Genomic DNA, 21309 nt, shown 5'->3' on the forward strand with positions numbered 1-21309 from the left:
GCCGCTGTGCAGAACGTCAAACTTCACCCCCCGGTTTTGTACACATACGGCTCATGACGGGGCCCCCGTCCGGGGCGATAGCCTTGTGGCGTGATCAGCGCGATATCTCGCGGGGACGCCACAGTCCCTGCCCTGCGCCCGGACCGCACGGACGAACTCCGTGACCGGGCGGCGGTCGCTGGTCCTCTCGGGCGGGACAGGGGCGCCGTGGCGTCCCGGACACCGGGGACGGCCTCCGGCACGACGGTGCGGAGAGCAGCGTCGCTTCCGACAAGTCTGTCGACAATGGCCGAAATCCCCCCGCCCATCTCACCTCGCGGCATAGCGTCGGAACGGACCGGACACCTCGGGCCGTGGCGTCATACCGGAGGGGAAGAGACCGTACTTCCTTCTACGTCACGCAACGGCGCGCGACAGGAGCCAGAGGACAATGCAGACCAAGCTGGACGAAGCCAAGGCCGAGCTGCTCGATCGGGCCGCTCGGGTAGCTGAGAACAGCCCGGTCGGGGGGCACCTACCGACCGGGACCACGAGCGAGGGCACCTCCGGCACCCCGGACAGCGAAGCGGTGCTCGCGTTCCTCCAGCGCTACTACCTGCACACCGCCCCGGAAGACCTCGCCGACCGCGACCCGGTCGACGTCTTCGGTGCCGCGGTCTCCCACTACCGTCTCGCCGAGAACCGCCCGCAGGGCACGGCCAACGTGCGGGTGCACACCCCGACCGTGGAAGAGAACGGGTGGACGTGCAGCCACACCGTGGTGGAGGTCGTCACCGACGACATGCCCTTCCTGGTCGACTCGGTCACCAACGAGCTGACCCGTCAGGGCCGCGGCATCCACGTCGTGATCCACCCGCAGGTCGTCGTCCGCCGTGACGTCACCGGCAAGCTGATCGAGGTCCTGCCCGCCGGCCCGCACGGCGAGCTGCCGCACGACGCGCACGTCGAGTCCTGGATCCACGTCGAGATCGACCGCGAGACCGACCGCGCCGACCTCAAGCAGATCTCCGCCGACCTGCTGCGCGTCCTGTCCGACGTGCGTGAGTCCGTCGAGGACTGGGAGAAGATGCGCGAGGCGGCCGTCCGCATCGCCGACGGCCTGCCTGACGAGCCCCGCCCGGCCGACCTCCCCGCCGCCGAGGTGGACGAGGCCCGCGAGCTGCTGCGCTGGCTCTCCGCCGACCACTTCACCTTCCTCGGCTACCGCGAGTACGAGCTGCGCGGTGACGACTCGCTGAGCGCCAAGGCCGGCACCGGCCTCGGCATCCTGCGCTCCGACCCGCACCACTCCGAGGACGACGAGCACCCGGTCAGCCCCTCCTTCGAGCGGCTCCCGGCGGACGCCCGCGCCAAGGCCCGCGAGCACCGCCTGCTGGTGCTGACCAAGGCAAACAGCCGGGCCACCGTGCACCGCCCGTCGTACCTGGACTACATCGGCGTCAAGAAGTTCGACGCGGACGGCAACGTCGTCGGCGAGCGCCGCTTCCTCGGGCTGTTCTCCTCCGCCGCGTACACCGAGTCGGTGCGCCGGGTGCCGGTGATCCGGCGCAAGGTCGCCGAGGTGCTGGAGCGCGCCGGGTTCTCGCCCAACAGCCACGACGGCCGCGACCTGCTCCAGATCCTGGAGACCTACCCGCGCGACGAGCTGTTCCAGACCCCGCCCGCCGAGCTGCAGTCCATCGCCACCAGCGTGCTGTACCTCCAGGAGCGCCGCCGGCTGCGGCTCTACCTGCGCCAGGACGAATACGGCCGCTACTACTCGGCCCTGGTCTACCTGCCGCGCGACCGGTACACCACCGGGGTCCGGCTCAGGATCATCGACATCCTCAAGGAGGAGCTGGGCGGCATCAGCGTCGACTTCACCGCCTGGAACACCGAGTCGATCCTGTCCCGGCTCCACTTCGTCGTCCGCGTCCCGCCCGGCACCGAGCTTCCCCAGCTGTCCGACGCCGACAAGGAGCGCATCGAGGCCCGCCTGGTCGAGGCCACCCGCTCCTGGTCCGACGGCTTCGCCGAGGCGCTCAACGCCGAGTGCGGCGAGGAGCGCGCCGCCGAGCTGCTGCGCCGCTACAGCAACGCCTTCACCGAGGGCTACAAGGCCGACCACTCCCCGCGCGCCGCGGTCGCCGACCTGGTCCACCTGGAGCGGCTGAGCAACGAGAAGGGCAACGACTTCTCGCTGAGCCTGTACGAGCCGGTGGGCGCCGCCCCCGGCGAGCGCCGGTTCAAGATCTACCGCAAGGGCGACGCGGTCTCCCTCTCCGCCGTGCTGCCGGTCCTCAACCGGCTCGGCGTCGAGGTCGTCGACGAGCGCCCCTACGAGCTGCGCCGCACCGACCGCAGCACCGCGTGGATCTACGACTTCGGCCTGCGTCTGCCGCGGACCGCCGGCGGCGCCGACCACCTCGGCGAGGACGGCCGCGAGCGGTTCCAGGACGCCTTCGCCGCGACCTGGACCGGCCAGGCGGAGAACGACGGCTTCAACGCCCTCGTGCTGAGCGCCGGGCTGACCTGGCGGCAGGCGATGGTGCTGCGCGCCTACGCCAAGTACCTGCGCCAGGCGGGCTCCACCTTCAGCCAGGACTACATGGAGGACACCCTCCGAAACAACGTCCACACCACCCGGCTGCTGGTCTCCCTGTTCGAGGCCCGGATGTCCCCGGACCGGCAGAAGGCCGGCCTGGAGATCACCGACGCCCTGCTGGAGGAGCTGGACGCGGCGCTGGACCAGGTGGCGAGCCTGGACGAGGACCGCATCCTGCGCTCCTTCCTGACCGTCATCAAGGCCACCCTGCGCACCAACTTCTTCCAGGAAGCCCGCGACGGCGGCCCGCACGCGTACGTGTCGATGAAGTTCGACCCGCAGGCCATCCCCGACCTGCCCGCCCCCCGCCCGGCGTACGAGATCTGGGTGTACTCGCCGCGGGTCGAGGGCGTGCACCTGCGCTTCGGCAAGGTCGCGCGCGGCGGCCTGCGCTGGTCGGACCGGCGCGAGGACTTCCGTACCGAGATCCTCGGCCTGGTCAAGGCGCAGATGGTGAAGAACACCGTCATCGTGCCGGTCGGCGCCAAGGGCGGGTTCGTCGCCAAGCAGCTCCCCGACCCGAGCGTGGACCGGGACGCCTGGCTGGCCGAGGGCATCGCCAGCTACAAGACGTTCATCTCCGCCCTGCTCGACATCACCGACAACATGGTGGCCGGCGAGGTTGTCCCGCCCCAGGACGTGGTGCGCCACGACGGCGAGGACACCTACCTGGTGGTCGCGGCCGACAAGGGCACGGCGACGTTCTCCGACATCGCCAACGAGGTCGCGGAGGCCTACGACTTCTGGCTCGGGGACGCCTTCGCCTCCGGCGGCAGCGCGGGCTACGACCACAAGGGCATGGGCATCACCGCGCGCGGTGCCTGGGAGTCGGTGAAGCGGCACTTCCGTGAGCTGGACCTGGACACCCAGTCCGAGGACTTCACGGTCGTCGGCATCGGTGACATGTCCGGTGACGTGTTCGGCAACGGCATGCTGCTCTCCGAGCACATCCGCCTGGTCGCCGCCTTCGACCACCGGCACATCTTCATCGACCCGGTCCCCGACGCGGCCACCGGCTACGCCGAGCGGCGCCGCCTGTTCGAGCTGCCCCGCTCCAGCTGGGCCGACTACGACACCTCGCTGCTGTCGGCGGGCGGCGGGATCTTCCCGCGCAGCGCCAAGTCGATCCCGCTGAACCACCACATCCGGGAGGCGCTGGGCATCGAGGAGAAGATCTCCAAGATGACCCCGGCCGACCTGATGAAGACGATCCTGAAGGCGCCGGTCGACCTGCTGTGGAACGGCGGCATCGGCACCTACGTCAAGTCCTCGGCGGAGACCGACGCCGACGTCGGTGACAAGGCCAACGACGCCATCCGCGTCGACGGCGCCGACCTGCGCGTCAAGGTCGTCGGCGAGGGCGGCAACCTGGGTCTGACCCAGCTCGGCCGGATCGAGTTCGCGCTCCAGGGCGGCCGGATCAACACCGACGCCATCGACAACAGCGCCGGTGTGGACACCTCCGACCACGAGGTGAACATCAAGATCCTGCTCAACAGCCTGGTCACCGACGGGGACATGACCGTCAAGCAGCGCAACAAGCTGCTCGCGGAGATGACCGACGAGGTCGGCGCGCTGGTCCTGCGCAACAACTACGCGCAGAACACCGCGCTGGCCAACGCGCTCGCCCAGTCCAAGGACATGCTGCACGCGCAGGCCCGGTTCATCCGGCACCTGGTGCGCGAGGGCCACCTCAACCGGGCGCTGGAGTTCCTGCCCACCGACCGCCAGATCCGTGAGCGGCTGAACCAGGGACAGGGCCTCACCAGCCCCGAGACCGCGGTGCTGCTGGCGTACACGAAGATCACGGTCGCCGAGGAGCTGCTGCACACCTCGCTGCCGGACGACGCGTATCTGCGCGGGCTGCTGCACGCGTACTTCCCGACCGCGCTGCGCGAGCGGTTCGCCGAGGTCATCGACAGCCACCCGCTGCGCCGGGAGATCACCACCACCGTGCTGGTCAACGACACGGTGAACACGGGTGGCACCACGTATCTGCACCGGCTGCGCGAGGAGACCGGGGCCTCGCTGGAGGAGATCGTCCGCGCCCAGACCGCGGCCCGCGCGATCTTCAGCTCGTCCCCGGTGTGGGACGCGGTGGAGGCGCTGGACAACCAGGTCGACGCGGCCGTGCAGACCCGTATCCGCCTGCACTCGCGCCGGCTGGTCGAGCGTGGCACCCGCTGGCTGCTGAACAACCGGCCGCAGCCGCTCCAGCTCGCCGAGACGGTGGAGTTCTTCGCGGACCGGGTCGAGCAGGTCTGGCAGCAGATGCCGAAGCTGCTGCGCGGCGCCGACCTCGAGTGGTACCAGCACGTGTACGACGAGCTGTCCGCCGCCGGTGTCCCGGCCGAACTGGCCACCCGCGTGGCCGGGTTCTCCTCCGCCTTCCCGGCGCTGGACATCGTCTCGGTGGCGGACCGCATGGGCAAGGAGCCGCTGGACGTGGCCGAGGTGTACTACGACCTCGCCGACCGGCTGCACATCACCCAGCTCATGGACCGCATCATCGAGCTGCCCCGCGAGGACCGCTGGCAGTCGATGGCCCGCGCCTCCATCCGCGAGGACCTGTACGCGGCGCACGCGGCGCTCACCGCGGACGTGCTCGCGGCGGGCAACGGCACATCCACGCCGGAGCAGCGGTTCAAGGCGTGGGAGGAGAAGAACGCGCCCATCCTGAGCCGGGCGCGCGCCACGCTGGAGGAGATCCGGAGCTCGGACGCGTTCGACCTCGCCAACCTCTCGGTGGCGATGCGCACGATGCGGACGCTGCTGCGCACGCACGCGTGACCGGCGCCGCCTGAGCGGAGGGCGCCCCCGCACCGGAGAACCCAGTGCGGGGGCGCCCCTGTCGCTTTCCGGGTGGTCTGTCCGTTTCGGATAGGGTCTGGCCCGTGACAGCGAACCTCCCCGGGTCCCGCGCGCGGCGCGGCCGTCCGCCGGCGGTGGCCCCGTCACTGGTGGCCGTCGCGCTGGCCGCCCTGGTCCCGCTGCTGATGCTGCTGGCCGTGGTGCGGCTGCCCTGGGCCGGTGACCTCGGCATACACGCGGCGACCGTGCAGCGGCTCCGGCACAGCCTGCTCGACCCCGGCAACCCGCTGGTCGACGCGGACACCCCGAGCCCGTACTACTCGCCCTGGATACTGGTGCTGGGCCTGCTCGCCCGGCTGACCGGGCTGCCGGTGTTCGTGGTGCTGCGGATCGGCGCGCTGGTGGGGCTCGGGCTGCTGTTCACCGGGGTGTGGCGGTACGTGCGCACGCTCAGCGCGCACCGGGCGGCACCCGCGCTCGCCCTGCTGTGCCTGGTCCTCCTGTGGGGCCCGGACCTGCTCAACTGGAGCGGCTTCCTCGGCCTGAACTCCCTCGCGCTGACGGTCGCGTACCCCAGCGTGTTCGCGCTCGGGCTGTCCTTCCACTTCTGGGCCTGGCTCACCACCACCCTCCGCACGCCCACGGGCTGGGCCCGCTGGGCCGGCCTCGGCGCGCTGTGGGCGCTGATCCTGCTCTGCCACCAGTTCACGGGTGTGGTCGCCACCCTCGGCGCGCTCGCCACGGTCCTCGCCGCCCGCCCGGATCGCCAGGTCCTCCCGAGGCTCGCCGCCGCGCTCGCCGTGGGTATCGTCCTGCTGTGGCTGTGGCCGTACTACGACTTCTTCGCGCTGTTCTCCGCCGGCACCGGGCTTGAGGCGATCCACCGTTCGCTCTACTCCGACCTGCCCGGCCGGTTCGGGCTGGCGCTGCTCGGGGTCGTCGCGCTCGTCCTGCGCCGGCGGCGCGATCACCGGGACCCGCTGGTGCTGTTCTTCGCGCTGGGCGCCCTGCTGTTCGCGGCGGGGGGGCTCACCGGGCACTACTCGTGGGGCCGCGCCGCGCCCGCCGCGCTGATCCCGGCCCAGCTCGCGGCCGCGCTGGAGACCGTGTCGGCCGGGCGGCGGGCGTTCCGGCTGGGCTGGGCCTGCCTGCTCGGGGCCGCCCTCGCCGTGGGCGCCTGGGGCCAGGCGGGGATGCTCGGCTATGTCGTCCCGCGTGACGCGCTGCCCGCCTCGATCGCCGCCAAGTACCGCCCGCCGTGGGCCGGGTACCACTGGATCACGCCCTGGGTCGGCTACGGGCAGGTGGTGATGGCCCGTACGGTGCCGTCCCGGCAGATCCCCGCGTACGGGCCGTACACCGTGGCGCCCGGCTACCCGGACGTGTTCCTGCCGGACCAGGGCGGCCGGGACGCGGCGGTGCAGCGGTACTTCGACGCCGGCACCTCCTCCGAGGTCCGGCGGGCCATAGCGCGCCGGTACGGCGTGCGCTGGGTGATCGGGCCGGCCGCCGACGCCGAACCGTGGCTGCGCCCGGTGACGACCGGCCCGGCCGGACAGGTGCTCTACGCGGTGCGCGACTGAGCGGAGTTCACTTCAGCGCGCTCGTCACCAGCCGGAACGCGTTGCGCACGCGCGGCCGGTCGATCCGGCGCACCACCGGCCGCAGCACGCGGGCCGTGACCCCCACCGGCTGCCAGCGGATCTGCAGCCGGCCGGGGTTGCGGCCCTCGGGCTCGACGGTGATCCGGTGCGCCGCGCCGCCCGACTCCACCCGCGCGGTCAGCGCCGGGAAGGCGAGCGGTGCCAGCAGCAGCCCCGAGTGCGCGAGGCCCTGCTGCTGGAGCCTGACCTGCGGATGCCGGACCCCCTCGAAGCCCTGGAGGGGGAGCCGGGTCCGGGTCAGGTCCAGCTGGACCCGGCCCTCGAACACGCCCGGCCGCACCGGGTCCAGCCGGAACGGCACCGTGAGCCGCCGCCGGCCGGGGGAGAGCAGCAGCCCGGCCCGCTGCGGGCCCACCGGCAGCCGCAGTCCGGGGTCGTAGGTGCGCACCGTCAGGGTCAGCGCGGCGCCGGGGCCGGGCCGCAGGCCGGTGATCTCGTGCCGGAAGAAGGCGGTGGAGAAGGGGCGGGTCTCCAGCTCCAGGTCGGTCAGGTCCAGCTCCCGCCGCCCCCGTTCGGTCGCGGGCACCGAGCCGCCCCAGTAGGGCGTGCCGTCGGCGTCGGCGGTGACCTCGCGCGGTGCCACCGGGTGCCCGAGACCCCGCGCGGCGAGCCGGACCCCGTTGAGGTCGCCCTCGCGCAGCAGCTCCAGCACCACCCGCTCCGGGCGGGGCAGCCGGGCGTAGGCGCCCTCGGCCAGGGTGTCCAGGTACGGGTTCATGATCTCGGCGAACTCCGCCAGCCAGGCGTCGTCCCGGTAGGGCAGGTCGCCCGCGTACATCCGGAAGTCGTGCTTGAGGAACTTGAAGTCCTTGTCCTCGCGCAGCCCCGCCTGCCCGCTCTCCACCAGGAAGGCGTCGATCAGGCGCTGCACGTGCACCCGGTCGGCGACGTTGGAGATCTTGTGCCGCTGATTGGAGATGGAGGCGCTGGACTCGGCCGCGTACGGCTCGATGTACCAGGTGTAGACCGGGTCCGGGATGATCGTGAACGCCCGCGCGAGACCGTACGCCTGGGCCGAGAAGAGCTGGTCCTCGTAGTGGATGCCCTCGGGGAAGCGCAGGTGGTGGCGGTCGAGGAAGGCGCGGGCGTACATCTTGCTGGTCGAGAGGTGCTCGAAGAGCAGCCGGGGGTCGGCCGCGATGCCGTCCAGGGTGCGGCGCTCGCGGACCAGGTGGGGCATCCAGGTGGTGCGGCGGCCGTTGTCCACCCGGACCCGGCGCACCGCGCCCATGGTGAAGTCGACCTCGCGCTCCCGGTGCGCGGCGAGCAGCAACTCGACGGCGCGCGGAGGGAGTTCGTCGTCGCTGTCGAGGAACATCAGGTACGGGGCGCGGGCGATGTCGATGGCCCGGTTGCGCGGGGCGCTGCACCCGCCGCTGTTCTCCGGCAGGCGCAGGTAGCGCACCCGGCTGTCCTCGGCGGCCAGCCGCCGGGCCACCTCGGGGGTGTCGTCGGTGGAGTGGTCGTCGCTGATGACGATCTCGATGTTCTCGTGGGTCTGCGCGCGCAGGGAGGCGACCGCGCGGGGCAGCCGGGCCGCGTCGTTGTAGACGATGACGGTGACCGTGACGTCGGGGGTCGTCATCCTTGGAGCTCCTCGGGCGTCGGGGCGGGGGAACGTTCCTCCAGCGGAAGCACGGGCGGCAGCGCCTCCTCGGGCTCACCGAGGAACACCCGCCGCACGACCCGTTCGGCGGCCCGGCCGTCGTCGAACTCGCAGAACCGGCGCCGGAACGCCGTGCGGGCCTTCGCCGCCGTCTCGTCGCGCCAGGCGCCCGAGGTGAGGATCTCGGTCAGCTCCTCCTGGGTGCGGGCGACCCGGCCCGGAGCCTCGGCCATCAGGTCGAAGTAGACCCCCCGCGTGGTGCGGTAGGTCTCCCAGTCGTCGGCGTGCACGACGATCGGGCGGTCCAGGTTGGCGTAGTCGAACATGATCGACGAGTAGTCCGTCACCAGCACGTCGGCGGCCAGGCAGAGTTCCTCGACCGGGTCGTAGGTGGAGACGTCGATGATGCGGCCGGTGCGGCGCAGCCCGGCCAGCGGGGAGGCCGCGCCGCCACCGTAGAAGTAGTGGGCGCGCACCAGCAGCACGGTGTCCTCGCCCAGCCGGTCGGCGAGGGTGGCGAGGTCCAGGCGCGGGGTGAACCCGGCCTCGTAGTCGCGGTGGGTGGGCGCGTAGAGGACGGCGGTGCGGCCGGGCGGGATGCCGAGGCGCTCGCGGGCGGCGCGCACGTCGGCGGCGGTGGCGGTGTAGAAGACGTCGTTGCGCGGATAGCCGTGGTCCAGCGAGGTGTAGCGGGCCGGGTAGGCGCGCTCCCACATCCGGGTGGAGTGGGTGTTGGCGCTGACGCTGTAGTCCCACTTGTCGATCCGGGACAGCAGCGCCGCGAAGTCCAGTCCCTGGGCCGCCGCCGGGTGCTCCCGCTGGTCCAGGCCCATGCGCTTGAGCGGGGTGCCGTGGTGGGTCTGGAGGTGGACGGCGCCGGGGCGCTTGACCACCGCATTGGGGAAGTTGACGTTGTTGACCAGGTACTTGGCGGTCGCCAGCGTCTCCCAGTAGCGCCGGGTGCCGGGGACGACGTGGTCGGTGCCGTGGGGGAGGAGGGCCGCGTTCTCCCGGGTCACCACCCACACCGGGTGGATGTGCGGGGCGAGTTCGGCCAGCTTGGCGGCGATGGCGGCCGGGTTGCAGGACACCCCCCGGTCCCAGTAGGCCGCGAACACGGCCAGGTCCGGGTCGAGCGGGCGGGTGAGCGCCCGGTGGTACTGCTGTTCGCGCAGCCGCACCACCAGCCGCCGCTTGCGGGCGCGGACCGCCTTGCGGGCCGAGCGCCGGGTGCGGTTGGCGGTCTGCAGCGCCCGGTACCTGGTGTACGCACCCTCCTCCAGCAGCGCGTGCCGTACGCCCTCCAGGCCCGCCGGGCGCTGGTGGCCCTCGGGGCGCCAGCGGACGGCGGCGGCCGAGGCGCGGCGGAAGAACTCGCGGGCCACCGGCTCCGGCATGCCCTCGCGGGCGAAGACCCGCACCAGATCGCGGACCATCAGCCCGTACAGCACCGCCCGCACCGGGCGGCGGCCCTCGCTGAGGGCGAGCAGGCGCTCGTGGCGGTCGATCAGGGCGTAGCGGTCCTCGGGGGTGCGCGGGGGCAGGCTCTCCCGGCGCAGCCTGCGGTCGTCGTACGCCGTCTGGTCGAGGCAGGCCACGTGGCCGGCGCGGAGCAGGGCGGCCTGGGCGGTGAAGTTCTCGTCGCCGCCGGAGAACTCCTCCTCGTGCTCCCGCCAGAACGCGGTGCGCACCGCGCGGGTGCCGAGCAGCGGGGTGAGGCGGAGCAGGTCGGGCGAGTCGTCCAGGGTGACGGCGGCGCGGCCGGCCGCGGCGAGCAGGCGGCCGTCGCGGGAGGGGACGGCGGTGGTGCTCCAGGTGGTGGTGGTGTGGTCCAGCAGGACGACGTCGGTGCGCTCGTCCAGTTCCGCCGTGCGCTCGGCCAGCAGCCGGGGGGCTCCGGCGGGCACCCCGTCCTTGGCGTGCACGAAGTGCAGCCAGCGGCCGGAGGCCCGCGCGGCCCCTGCCGACCGGGCCTCGGCGTCCGGCGTGCCCTCGGGCAGCGGCACGGTGACCGTCTCCGGTGCGTGGCCCTCGGCCGTCTCCCGCGCCCAGTCGCCGACCGCCGCGACGATCACCTCGGTGTCCGGGAGCGGATGGGCGTCGAGGGAGGCGAGGAGTCCGGCCAGATGCCCCTGCGTGTTGGGCCCGTAGACGATGACGCTGAGTTGGGGCATCTGGAGGGGCTCCTTCGGCTCTTCGTCCCGGCGGTCACCTTTCATAACATACTGTCATTACATGACTGAAAGGGATATCCACGCGTGAAGCGGAAGCCCCTTGGCTACTTCTTCTTGCGGTCACCCGTGAACGCCTCGTACTCCTTGAGCACGTCCTCGGTGGGGCCGTCCATGCGCAGCTCGCCGCGCTCCAGCCAGAGCGCCCGCTCGCAGGTGTCGCGGATGGAGTTGTTGTTGTGGCTGACCAGGAAGACCGTGCCGGCGTGCTTGCGCAGCTCGCGGATGCGGGCCTCGGAGCGCTTCTGGAAGGAGCGGTCGCCGGTGGCCAGCGCCTCGTCGATCAGCAGCACGTCGTGGTCCTTGGCGGCGGCGATGGAGAAGCGGAGCCGGGCCGCCATGCCCGAGGAGTAGGTGCGCATCGGCAGGGTGATGAAGTCGCCCTTCTCGTTGATCCCGGAGAAGTCGACGATGTCCTGGTAGCGCTCCTTGATCTGCTCGCGGGACATCCCCATGGCGAGGCCGCCGAGGTGCACGTTGCGCTCGCCGGTCAGGTCGCTCATCAGGGCCGCGTTGACGCCCAGCAGGGAGGGCTGGCCGTCGGTGTAGATGTGGCCGTTCTCCACGGGGAGCAGACCGGCCACCGCCTTGAGCAGGGTGGACTTGCCGGAGCCGTTGGAGCCGATCAGGCCGATCGCCTCGCCCCGGTGGGCGACGAAGGACACCTTCTTCACGGCGTGCACCCGGCGCACCCCGGCCGCCTTCTCGGCCTTGCCCCGGCGCAGGATGCGGTTGAGGGCGGCGGTGGCCGAGCCCCGGCCCGCGCCGGTGCCGTTGACCCGGTAGACGATGTCGACGCGGTCGGCGACGACGGTGGGGACCCGCTCGGCACTCGCGTCCTGCGGGGCCGGGACGGGGGAGATGGTCTGCTCAGCCACGGCCGTAGGTCTCCTCAGCCTTCCAGAAGTAGATGAAGCCGCCGATCCCGGCGGCGACCGCCCAGCCGGCCGCCGCGAGCCACACGTGCGGGGGCAGCTTGTCGGCGCCGAAGCTGTCGATCAGCGCGAACCGCATGAGGTCGATGTAGAGCGCTGCCGGGTTGTACTCCAGCAGCAGCGACAGCGCCCGCGGCTGGTCCTTGGTGTGCTGGTCGATGCTCCACATCACGCCGGACACGTACATCCAGGTGCGCAGCAGGAACGGCATGAGCTGGGCGATGTCCGGGGTCTTGGCGCCCATCCGGGCCAGCACCATCGACACGCCCGCGTTGAACACGAACTGCAGGACCAGCGCGGGCAGCGCCAGCAGCCAGGACGCGGAGACCGGCACGCCCACGCAGAGGATGATCGCGATCAGCGCCAGCATCGAGAACAGCAGCTGCTGGAGCTGCTGGAGGCAGAACGAGATCGGCAGTGCGGCGCGCGGGAAGTGCAGCGCCCGCACCAGGCCGAGGTTGCCGGAGATGGCGCGGGTGCCGGCCATGATCGAGCTCTGCGTGAACGTCCACACGAACACGCCCGTCACCAGGAACGGGATGAAGTCGGCGACCCCGCGCTTGGTGCCCAGCAGCACGCCGAAGATGAAGTAGTAGACCGCCGCGTTCAGCAGCGGGGTCATCACCTGCCAGAGCTGGCCGAGCTTCGCCTGGCTGTACTGCGCGGTCAGCTTGGCGGTGGCGAAGGCGGTGATGAAGTGCCGCCGGTCCCAGAGCTGCCGGACGTACGCCGGTACGGAGGGGCGGGCGCCACTGACGGTCAGGCCGTGCCGGGCGGCCAGTGCCGCCAGGTCGCCGTCGGCCGGAACCTGCATCGGGGGCGGTGCGTCGAGGACCTGGCTCACATCCGCTGCTTTCGGATCGGGTGGTGGGGGAAGCGCGGTCCGGCCGTTGCCCGCCGTTTCCGCGTGCTTTCCCGTCCGTTTACTTACGTCGGGACGGGCCCGTATCGTCGTAACGGGAGAGTAGGCCCATCCGGCGACGGAACGCAACCGTTGCGTCGTCCCGCCTATGCTGGTGGGCATGACGACCAACGCCGACGAACCCCCGGCGCGCCCGCGCCGGGCCCCGGCCGGGGCCGCCGTGCTCCGGGAGGACGTGACGGAGGCGATCCGCGCGGCCGTCTTCGAGGAACTGGCCGCCGTGGGGTACGCGCGGATGTCCATCGAGGGCATCGCGCGCCGGGCCGGCGTCGGCAAGACGGCGGTGTACCGGCGCTGGCGCTCCAAGCTCAACCTGGTGCTGGACGTGGTCTCCGCGATGGCGGTCCTCGGCCTCCCCGCCCCGGACACCGGCTCCCTGGAGGGCGACCTCCGGCTGCTGTACGAGGTGATGTCGCGCGCCCTGCGCCACCCGGTGGCCTCGCAGATCATCCCCGACCTCCAGGCGGAGGCCGCCCGCAACCCGGAGATGGCCGAGACCCTCCAGAAGGCCGTGCGGGACGGGCAGGACGGGGTCGCGTCGAAGATCGTGGAAGCGGCGCGGGAGCGGGGCGAGCTGAGCGCGGACCTCGACCTGGACCTCGCCCTCGACCTGATCTCCGGCCCGCTCTACTGGCGCGCGGTGATCATCCGCAGCCCGAAGCTGCCCAAGGGCTACCTGGCGAACCTGGCGAAGGCGACGGCGGGCGCACTGAAGGCGCTCTAGCCCCCGATCAGCCTCCGCAGCCGCCCGCGTGCCACCCGCGCCGCCCCCGCCGGACCCGTGGCCACGCGCAGGGACAGGGCCCCGGAGTGGGTGGCGTACGGGTGGGCCAGCAGCACCAGGTGGCGCGGGCTGGGCAGCGCGCGTCTGCGCAGGTGGGGGCTGTCCGTGCGGGCGTGGGCGGTGATGTCCCGGTGGGCGCCGTCCTTGAAGTGGACGGTGAGGCACAGGTCCCAGACGCCCGCGCCCAGCGCGTGCAGGTCGACGGCCGCCTCGGCGGTCCAGGTGCCGTTCGGCGCGGGGACCAGGGGCAGCGTGATGTGCCGGGCCGGGCGGCCGGTCGTACGGGCGTGCCAGCGGGCCGTCACCGCCAGCGGGCCCGCCTCGGCGAGGCGGTCGTACAGCTCGTGCAGGCGCAGCCGGAGCCGGGCGCCGCGGGCGTGCGGGAGCAGTTCGGCGTCCATCGCGCAGGGCAGCGCCTCGGTGGGGCAGGTCAGCAGCGGGGTCAGGTCGACGCCCGGATGCGCGTCCGACCAGACGGGGGTGCCCTCGGGGGTGCGGGCGTACGGGGGGAGCAGGCGGGCCGGGCGGGCGGCCAGTTCGCGCAGCCGGGGCAGGTCGCGCGGCTCGGCGGAGTCCAGCACGAACCGGCCCAGCAGGGTGCCGGGCGCGGCGGGGTCGCGCGCCCAGTCCTCGGCGTCGTACCCGGCGAGGTACGCGCGGGTGTGCGCCCACCAGGCGCGCCGGTACTCCGGGTCCCGCAGGCTCAGTTCGCGCAGGTACATGCGCAGTTCGTGGTCGAGGAACTTCGCCCGCGCCGCCCGCGCCAGTTCCGTCTCGCCGGCGCCCCGCAGGATCTCGTACGCCTCGGCGCAGGCGCGGGTGCGGGCGTGCCAGTTGCCGATGTGCTCCCGGTTCAGCGAGAGCGAGAGCTGTTCGGCGGCCCGGCGGACGTGCCAGACGTAGACGAGGTCCGGGACGAGGGCGATGCGGGGGGCGGCGGCGAGGACGCGGGCGGTGAAGACGAAGTCCTCGTAGAGGTACCGGCCCTCGGGGAAGCGGATGCCGTTCACCCGGAGGAAGTCGGTGCGGTACAGCTTGTTGACGCACAGGGTGTCGTGGACGAGGTGCGGGCGCTCGGCGGGGTGCCCGATCAGCGCCGCCTCCGCGAACAGTCCGGACTGCCAGGGATGTTCGCGGCCCGTGGGCAGTTCCCGGCGCACGCACAGCCCGGCCGCCACCTCGGCCCCTGTCTCCGTCGCCGCCCGCAGCAGCGCGTCCACCGCGCCGGGCGGCAGCAAATCGTCGCTGTCCAGGAACATCACGTACGGCAGGGTCACCGCGTCGGTGCCGGTGTTGCGCGGAGTGCCGCAGCCGCCGCTGTTGACGGCGTGCCGGATCACCCGCAGCCGGGGCTCGCCGGCCGCGAGCCGGTCCAGGATCTCGGCGCTGCCGTCGGTGGAGCGGTCGTCCACCGCGATGACCTCGCCCACCGCCGGACCCTGGTCCAGCGCGGAGCGCACGGCGACGGTGACATGGGCGGCGTCGTCGTAGCCGATGACCACGACGGCGACCCGGGGGGTGTCGGGCATGGGGTCCATGGTCGCTGCCGGGCCGTCAGGAGCCGGTCAGGGCATGGTCCGGGACCCGGCCGGGTTCCGGCAGGGCACGGCTCGCGGGCACGTTGGCCGGGGGCCGGGTGGACTGCCGCAACCGGACGAAGGACAGCACGGCGGCGGCCAGCAGAGTCACGTTGCGGGCCAGGATGAGCAGGCAGCCCGGCCAGGTGCCGTCGATGACCGCGCCGTAGGTCATCGGGAAGACCAGGGTGCTCACCCCGGTGGCGATGAGGATCAGTACGGCCACCGGGCGCTGGCGGGTGTGCCGCGAGGTCAGGCAGACGGCGGCCAGGCCCAGCAGCCAGATCAGGTACTGCGGGCTGATGACCCGGCTGGTGACGGTGAACAGCAGCACGGCGGTGAGCGCCGCGTCGTACGGGGTTGCCGGGGAGAAGTGGCGGGCCCGCAGCCGCCACACCACCAGCAGTGCGAAGGCGGCGGCCGTCAGCCCCAGGGAGACGGTGGCGACCGTGTGCACGTGGGGGCCGACCAGCTCCATCGAGCCGTACTGGTAGCGCACCGTGCCGGACCAGCCGGCGTGCCGGGCGAGGTTGAGCGCGGTGCCGCCGAGCGACTCCAGCTGGACGCCCCGGTCACCCTGTTCGCGCAGGAAGGCGAAGGGGTTGGCGAACAGCAGCGCCAGCACCGCGAGGGAGGTGCAGCCGGCCGCCGTCGCCCACGACCACGCCGAGCGGGTCGCCCGTCCGCGTGACACGCCCAGCAGCACCAGCGCGGGCCAGACCTTCACCACCGCGCCGAGCGCGCCGAACACCCCGGCCGCGCGCGGCGACCGGCCGAGCGCCAGGAGGGCGGCCACACCGAGCGCGGTGACCTGGACGTCGTAGCGTGCCAGCGGCATGTGCAGCAGCAGTGGGAGCCCGCCCACCCAGAGCGCGGCGCCGCGCAGACTGCGTCCGGTGCGCCGCCCGGCGACGGCCAGCGCCACCGTGACGGCCGCGTCCGCCACCAGCGTCAGCAGCACGAACGCCTCGAAGTACGACAGCCCCGGCAGCAGCCCCGGCGCCAGCAGCACCAGCCCCGCGCCGGGCGGGTACTGCCAGAGCGTGTCGTGCGTGGGGAACGTGCCGTGCGACAGGACGCCGTACCAGTGGAAGTACAGCCGCCACACCTCGCGCGACACCGAGCCGCCGCCCAGCACGTGCGCCGAGCCGAGGACGAGGAGCCCCAGCATCAGCGCGCGGGTGGCGAGCCAGCCGGCGACGAGGGCGAGGACCGGACCGGAGGTGACACGGAGACGGTTCATCGCGTGGGAGCCTAATCCGCGCGGATGGTGTATCTCTGCCGATACGCCGTCAATGATCGGAAAAGACTGTCTCATCGCAAAAGATCGGGCCGTGGTGGACGTCGGGCCTCTGGTGGAAACGCAGCCGTCCCGAGCGGCTGGAAGAACGGCGGTCGTGCCGGGCGGCGCGGGCGTGGAGCGGGCCGGCCCTGTGCCGTGGCGCGTCCGGTGGGGTGCGCCCGTGTGCCTGCCCGCGCTGGTGATGCTCGGGCTGGGGCTGTGGGGGGTGGACCGGGGCGGGATATGGCGCGACGAGGCCGTCACCTTCCAGGTCGCCCGCCGCTCGGTGCCGCAGATCTGGCAGTTGCTGCACGGCGTCGACGCGGTGCACGGCCTGTACTACCTGCTGATGCACGCCGTCCTCGCGCTTCACCCGGACGAGGTAACGCTCCGGCTGCCCTCGGTGTGCGCCGCGGCCGTCACCGCCGCCCTCGTCGGCGAACTGGGCGTCCGGCTCGCCGGGCCGCGCGTCGGCCTGTGGGCCGGACTGCTGTACGCCGCCTCGCCGATGGCCGGCCACTACGCCCAGGAGGGCCGCTCGTACGCACTCGTCGCCGCGGCCGCCACCGGCGCGACCCTGCTGTTCGTCCGCGGGGTCCGGACCGGCGCCTGGCGGGCCTACGGCACGGTCCTCGCGGTCACCTGCTGGCTGCACGAGTTCGCCGTGCTGCTGCTCCTCGCCCATGTGACGTCCCTCGCGCTGGCCCGCGTCGGCGCGCGGGCGTGGCGGGGCTGGGGGAGTGCGGCCGGGCTCGTGGTGCTCACCCTGCTGCCGATGATCCTGGTCTCGCACGCCCAGTCCGCCCAACTGGCCTGGGTACGCCCGCCGACCTGGGCCACCGCCGAGAGCCTGCTGCGCTGGTTCCTCGGACCGGGCGAGGGCGTGTACTGGACGTGCCTGGTGCTCGCCCTGCTGGGCCTGGCCGGACTCGCCGGGCCACCGGGGCGGCTGACCTGCGCACGGGTCGGCCTGCCGCTCGCCGTGGTGCCGCCCGCCGCCCTGATGCTGGCCTCGCAGCTCTCTCCGCTCTACGTGGACCGGTACGTCCTCTACGCCCTCTCCGGCGCGCCCCTGCTGGTCGCCGCCGGTGCCGACCGGCTGGCCCGGCTCGCCGCCCGGCTGCGGCTGCGGGTGCCCCGGCCCCAGGTGCTGGCCCTGACCGGGGCCGCGCCCGCCGTCCTGGCGCTGTGCCTCCAGCTCCCGCTGATGGGCGACGACCGCGACCCGGCCCACCGCCCGGACGACTTGGCCGCCGTGGCGCGGGTCGCCGCGCGGGAGGTGGAACCCGGTCAGCCGGTGCTGTTCCTGCCCACCCAGGCCCGCAACGCCGCCCTCGCCTACCCGAGCGCCTTCGCGGATGTCCGCGACGTCGCCCTCGACGAGCCGGGCCCCGAGTCCGGGACGCTGTACGGCAGGGAGGCCGACGCGGCCGAACTGCGGCGGCGGCTGTCCGGAGTCGACCGGGTGTGGGTGGTGGCGGACCGGGACCTGCTGGCCGGCCGCTGGAGCCCGAGCGGCCCCGCCGAGCGGGCCAAGATGGCCGTACTCGCCCAGGAGTTCATGCCCGCCGAGGAGTCGGCCGACGGCGACGCGAGCGTACGGCTCTACGTCCGCCGGGTCGCCCTCAGCGCGCTGCCGGGCCTTGCTCCAGTTCCCGCACCGCGGCGTCCAGCGCGCCCGTGAGCCGGTCGAGGCGGTCCCGCAGCTCGCCGATCTCGGCCGGGTCCGCCCCGGTCGCGGCGGCGATACGGCGGGGCACCTCCAGCGCCCGCTCACGCAGGGCCGTGCCCTCGCCGGTGAGCGTCACCCGTACCGAGCGCTCGTCGCTCGCGCTGCGCTCCCGGCGCACCAGGCCGGCGCCCTCCAGCCGCTTGAGCAGCGGGGACAGGGTGCCGGAGTCGAGCCGCAGATGCTCGCCGAGCTGCTTGACGGGCAGCGCGCCGCGCTCCCACAGCACCAGCATCACCAGGTACTGCGGATAGGTGAGCCCGAGGTCCTTGAGCAGCACCCGGTAGACGCCGTTGAAGGCGCGGGAGGCGGCGTTCAGGGAGAAGCAGATCTGCCGGTCCAGGCGGAGCCAGTCCGGGTCGGCGGCGTCGGTGGCGGGGCCGGCCGACGGGGTGGGCGAGACGCTCATGGCACCCAGGATAGCGGGACGGCGAGCTTTTGGTTGTGCACAATTTAATTGTGTGCTCTACTCGATGCCGAGGGCGGCGGTCCACCCCGGCCCGCCGCCACCGACTTCACCGAGAGGACCGGTCTCCCCATGGACGCGCTCTACACCGCCGTCGCCACCGCCACCCACGGCCGCGAGGGCCGCGCCGTCTCCTCCGACGGCCGCATCGACCTGCCGCTCGCCATGCCGGTCGAGCTGGGCGGCGACGGCCAGGGCAGCAACCCCGAGCAGCTCTTCGCCGCCGGCTACGCCGCCTGCTTCGGCAGCGCCCTCGGCCTGGTCGGCCGCCAGGCCAAGGTGGACGTCTCCGACGCCGCCGTCACCGCCGAGGTCGGCATCGGCAAGGAGGGCGAGGGCTTCGGCCTCAAGGTGACGCTCCGCGTCGAGCTGCCCGACACCGTGGACGAGGAGACCGGCCGCAAGCTGGTCGAGACCGCCCACCAGGTCTGCCCGTACTCCAACGCCACGCGCGGCAACGTCGAGGTCACCCTCGTCGTCGAGTGACCTCGGGTTTCACGAGGACCGGGTGAGCTGATCGGCTCCCACGGCCGGGCCGGGGATGCGTGCCGCACCGGCGGCGGGCATCGCCTCGCCGAGCAGTAGGGTGCGCACCACCCGCTCGGCGGCCCGGCCGTCCTCGAACTCGCAGAACCGCGCCCGGAAGTCGGCCCGCAGCGCCGCCGACTCCCCGTCCCGCCAGGCCCCGGACTCGAACAGCCGGGCCAACTCCCGCTGGGAGTAGGTGACATGGCCCGGCGGGTGAGCGGTGATGTCCAGATAGGCGCCCCGGCTCGCCCGGAACGTGTCCCAGTCGTCGGCGTGGACCACGATCGGGCGGTCCAGGACGGCGTAGTCGAACATGATCGACGAGTAGTCCGTGACCAGCGCGTCCGAGGCCAGCATCACCTCGGCCGCGTCCGGCTCGTCCGTCGCGTCGACCACCACCCCGCGCCGGGCCAGCTCCGCCAGGCCCGCCCCGCGCGCCGGGCCGTTCGCCAGCGACGGATGCAGCCGCACCACCAGCGTGTGCCCCTCGCCCAGGCCGGCCGCGAACGCCGCCAGGTCGAGCCGGTCCGCGTGGCCGCCCCGGACGTAGTCGCGCCGGGTCGGGGCGTACAGCACCACCGTGTGGTCCTCCGGGATGCCGTGCCTGCGGCGGAACTCCCCGCCCCGCGAGGCGCCCGCGCCCACCAGGACGTCGTTGCGCGGGCTGCCGGTGCGGACCGAGGTGAAGTGGCAGGGGAAGGCCCGCTCCCACACCAGCTCCGCGTGCCGGTTGGCGACCAGGCCGTAGTCCCAGCGGTCCGCCCGGCGCAGCATCCGGGGCACGTCGAAACCGAGCCGGGCGCCGGGCCGGTCCAGCAGATCGACGCCCAGGTACTTCAGCGGGGTGCCCTGGTGGGTCTGGATGTGCGTGGCACCGGGCCGCTTGACCAGCGCGCCGGGCCAGTTGACGTCGTTGACGAAGAACGCCGCCCGCGCGGTGACCTCCAGATAGCGCCGCGAGCCCAGCAGCACGTACTCGGTGTCCGGGGGCAGGGTCGCCGCGGTCTCCTCGTCCCGCACCACCCACACCCCGCGCAGCCGGGGAGCGATCACCCCGGCTGCCCGGTACACCGCCGCCGGGTCGCCGAGCATGCCCCGGTGCGAGGACGCCGAGTACACCACCAGATCCGGGTCGAGCGGGCGGCGCGACTGCACCGCCGACCAGCCGCGCCGGGCCCGTGTCCCGGCCGCCGTCCGCAGCCGCGCCGCGCGCCGTCCGGCCTCCCGGCCCGCCTGCGCGGCCCGGCGCCGCAGGAGGTACGCGCCGTAGCCGCCCTCCAGGAGGCGGGTCTCGCCCTCGGCGCGGGTGCCCTCCGGCCGGTGCGTGCGGAACATCTCCGCCGTGCGCCGGAAGAACTCGGCCCTGTCACCCGGCGGCAGCCGGTCCGGCTTGGCCAGGATGTCCAGGCAGTGCTCGCCCATCTTGCGGTGGAGGTACGGCCGCCACCGCCACAGCTCCGGGCGCGACTCGACGAACGCGAAGACCCGCTCGTACTGGTCGTGCACGTCGAAGTGCTTGCGGCTGGTGGTGGAGAGGATGTTGCCCTGCCTGCGCTGGCGGTAGTGCAGACAGATCTGGTCGAGTGTGGCGACGCGTTCGGCGCTCAGCATGACCGGGAACGTCCACGGGGTGTCCTCGTAGTAGCCCGGCGGGAACGCGAAGCCGCCCGCCGTCACGAAGTCGCGGCGGTAGACCTTGTTCCACACCACCATCAACAGATCGAGGATCTCCGGCCGCTCGGCCGCCGTGAAGGTACCGTCCTCGGCCGCGAGCAGGTGCGCGAGGACGTTGCGGCGGGTGCCGCCCCACCAGTAGGTGCGGGCGTAGTCGAAGACCAGCACGTCCGGGTCCCCGGTCTCCGCGAGGCGGCCGGCGACGGCGGCGAGGGCGCCGGGGGTCAGGGTGTCGTCGCTGTCGAGGAAGAGCAGGTAGTCGCCGGTGGCGTGCGGCATCCCGGCGTTGCGGGCCCGTCCGAGGCCGACGTTCTCCGGCAGGTGCAGCACCTTCACGCGGGGATCGCGCCCGGCGTACTCGTCGAGGATCGCGCCGCAGCCGTCCGGTGAGCGGTCGTCCACGGCGATCACCTCCAGATCGCCGAAGGACTGCCCGAGCACCGAGTCCAGGCACTCGCGCAGGAAGCCCTGCACCTTGAAGCAGGGGACGATGACACTGAAGCGGGGCACGGCGGA

At 73.0% G+C, this 21309-nt stretch carries 13 protein-coding genes; 5 read left to right on the forward strand and 8 right to left on the reverse strand.

Annotation, left to right across the window (positions count from 1 at the left end):
- Positions 1-430: 430 nt before the first annotated feature.
- Together E5082_RS25325 and E5082_RS25330 are read left to right on the forward strand one after the other, a co-directional pair.
- Entirely contained in the window at positions 431-5374 is a 4944-nt protein-coding gene (locus E5082_RS25325; RefSeq protein ID WP_135793578.1) for an NAD-glutamate dehydrogenase, read from the forward strand.
- A 206-nt stretch (positions 5375-5580) separates the two neighbouring features.
- Complete coding sequence (locus tag E5082_RS25330) at positions 5581-6978, forward strand: hypothetical protein (protein ID WP_135793775.1); 1398 nt, start codon at positions 5581-5583, stop codon at positions 6976-6978.
- 7 nt (positions 6979-6985) lie between these two features.
- Here the strand turns inward: E5082_RS25330 and E5082_RS25335 are convergent, their stop codons facing one another.
- The 4 genes from E5082_RS25335 to E5082_RS25350 all read right to left on the reverse strand — a co-directional run bounded on the left by E5082_RS25335 (position 6986) and on the right by E5082_RS25350 (position 12675).
- On the reverse strand, positions 6986-8644 hold the full coding sequence (locus tag E5082_RS25335; protein WP_135793579.1) for a glycosyltransferase family 2 protein: 1659 nt from the start codon (positions 8642-8644) through the stop codon (positions 6986-6988).
- The gene (locus E5082_RS25340) at positions 8641-10839 is read right to left on the reverse strand and encodes a CDP-glycerol glycerophosphotransferase family protein (protein WP_135793580.1); all 2199 of its coding nucleotides are present in this window, start codon (positions 10837-10839) and stop codon (positions 8641-8643) included. The genes E5082_RS25335 and E5082_RS25340 overlap by 4 nt, the downstream gene beginning before the upstream one ends.
- A gap of 104 nt (positions 10840-10943) precedes the next feature.
- Positions 10944-11774, reverse strand: coding sequence for an ABC transporter ATP-binding protein (locus tag E5082_RS25345; RefSeq protein ID WP_190045389.1), 831 nt, complete (start codon positions 11772-11774; stop codon positions 10944-10946).
- Complete coding sequence (locus E5082_RS25350) at positions 11767-12675, reverse strand: ABC transporter permease (protein WP_135793581.1); 909 nt, start codon at positions 12673-12675, stop codon at positions 11767-11769. Before E5082_RS25350 ends, E5082_RS25345 begins: the two co-directional genes overlap by 8 nt.
- A gap of 178 nt (positions 12676-12853) precedes the next feature.
- On the opposite strand from E5082_RS25350, the gene E5082_RS25355 reads away from it, so the two are divergent.
- Entirely contained in the window at positions 12854-13477 is a 624-nt protein-coding gene (locus tag E5082_RS25355) for a TetR/AcrR family transcriptional regulator (RefSeq protein WP_135793582.1), read from the forward strand.
- On the opposite strand, the gene E5082_RS25360 is transcribed toward E5082_RS25355, so the two are convergent.
- Positions 13474-15075, reverse strand: a complete 1602-nt coding sequence (locus E5082_RS25360) for a glycosyltransferase family 2 protein (RefSeq protein WP_373310105.1) — start codon at positions 15073-15075, stop codon at positions 13474-13476. The two genes, E5082_RS25355 and E5082_RS25360, sit on opposite strands and share 4 nt — an antisense overlap.
- A 16-nt stretch (positions 15076-15091) precedes the next feature.
- Positions 15092-16357 carry a glycosyltransferase 87 family protein gene (locus tag E5082_RS25365; protein WP_135793584.1) on the reverse strand — a complete coding sequence of 422 codons (1266 nt, stop codon included), beginning with the start codon at positions 16355-16357 and terminating at the stop codon, positions 15092-15094.
- A gap of 220 nt (positions 16358-16577) precedes the next feature.
- On the opposite strand from E5082_RS25365, the gene E5082_RS25370 reads away from it, so the two are divergent.
- Entirely contained in the window at positions 16578-18080 is a 1503-nt protein-coding gene (locus E5082_RS25370) for a glycosyltransferase family 39 protein (protein ID WP_135793585.1), read from the forward strand.
- On the opposite strand, the gene E5082_RS25375 is transcribed toward E5082_RS25370, so the two are convergent.
- Complete coding sequence (locus tag E5082_RS25375) at positions 18022-18534, reverse strand: MarR family winged helix-turn-helix transcriptional regulator (protein WP_135793586.1); 513 nt, start codon at positions 18532-18534, stop codon at positions 18022-18024. The genes E5082_RS25370 and E5082_RS25375 overlap by 59 nt on opposite strands.
- Positions 18535-18663: 129 nt before the next feature.
- On the opposite strand from E5082_RS25375, the gene E5082_RS25380 reads away from it, so the two are divergent.
- Entirely contained in the window at positions 18664-19077 is a 414-nt protein-coding gene (locus E5082_RS25380) for an organic hydroperoxide resistance protein (RefSeq protein ID WP_135793587.1), read from the forward strand.
- Between the two features lie 9 nt (positions 19078-19086).
- On the opposite strand, the gene E5082_RS25385 is transcribed toward E5082_RS25380, so the two are convergent.
- Complete coding sequence (locus tag E5082_RS25385; RefSeq protein ID WP_135793588.1) at positions 19087-21303, reverse strand: bifunctional glycosyltransferase/CDP-glycerol:glycerophosphate glycerophosphotransferase; 2217 nt, start codon at positions 21301-21303, stop codon at positions 19087-19089.
- Positions 21304-21309: the final 6 nt, after the last annotated feature.

This window comes from Streptomyces griseoluteus (assembly GCF_004784465.1).
GTDB classification, from domain to species: domain Bacteria; phylum Actinomycetota; class Actinomycetes; order Streptomycetales; family Streptomycetaceae; genus Streptomyces; species Streptomyces griseoluteus.

What these genes read in the sequence shown, in the direction of transcription:
- E5082_RS25335 (WP_135793579.1), bottom strand. Translation starts at nt 8,644, where the DNA reads ATGACGACCCCCGACGTCACGGTCACCGTCATCGTCTACAACGACGCG.
- E5082_RS25365 (WP_135793584.1), bottom strand. Translation starts at nt 16,357, where the DNA reads ATGAACCGTCTCCGTGTCACCTCCGGTCCGGTCCTCGCCCTCGTCGCC.
- E5082_RS25375 (WP_135793586.1), bottom strand. Translation starts at nt 18,534, where the DNA reads ATGAGCGTCTCGCCCACCCCGTCGGCCGGCCCCGCCACCGACGCCGCC.
- E5082_RS25325 (WP_135793578.1), top strand. Translation starts at nt 431, where the DNA reads ATGCAGACCAAGCTGGACGAAGCCAAGGCCGAGCTGCTCGATCGGGCC.
- E5082_RS25355 (WP_135793582.1), top strand. Translation starts at nt 12,854, where the DNA reads ATGACGACCAACGCCGACGAACCCCCGGCGCGCCCGCGCCGGGCCCCG.
- E5082_RS25380 (WP_135793587.1), top strand. Translation starts at nt 18,664, where the DNA reads ATGGACGCGCTCTACACCGCCGTCGCCACCGCCACCCACGGCCGCGAG.
- E5082_RS25360 (WP_373310105.1), bottom strand. Translation starts at nt 15,075, where the DNA reads ATGGACCCCATGCCCGACACCCCCCGGGTCGCCGTCGTGGTCATCGGC.
- E5082_RS25330 (WP_135793775.1), top strand. Translation starts at nt 5,581, where the DNA reads ATGCTGCTGGCCGTGGTGCGGCTGCCCTGGGCCGGTGACCTCGGCATA.
- E5082_RS25340 (WP_135793580.1), bottom strand. Translation starts at nt 10,839, where the DNA reads ATGCCCCAACTCAGCGTCATCGTCTACGGGCCCAACACGCAGGGGCAT.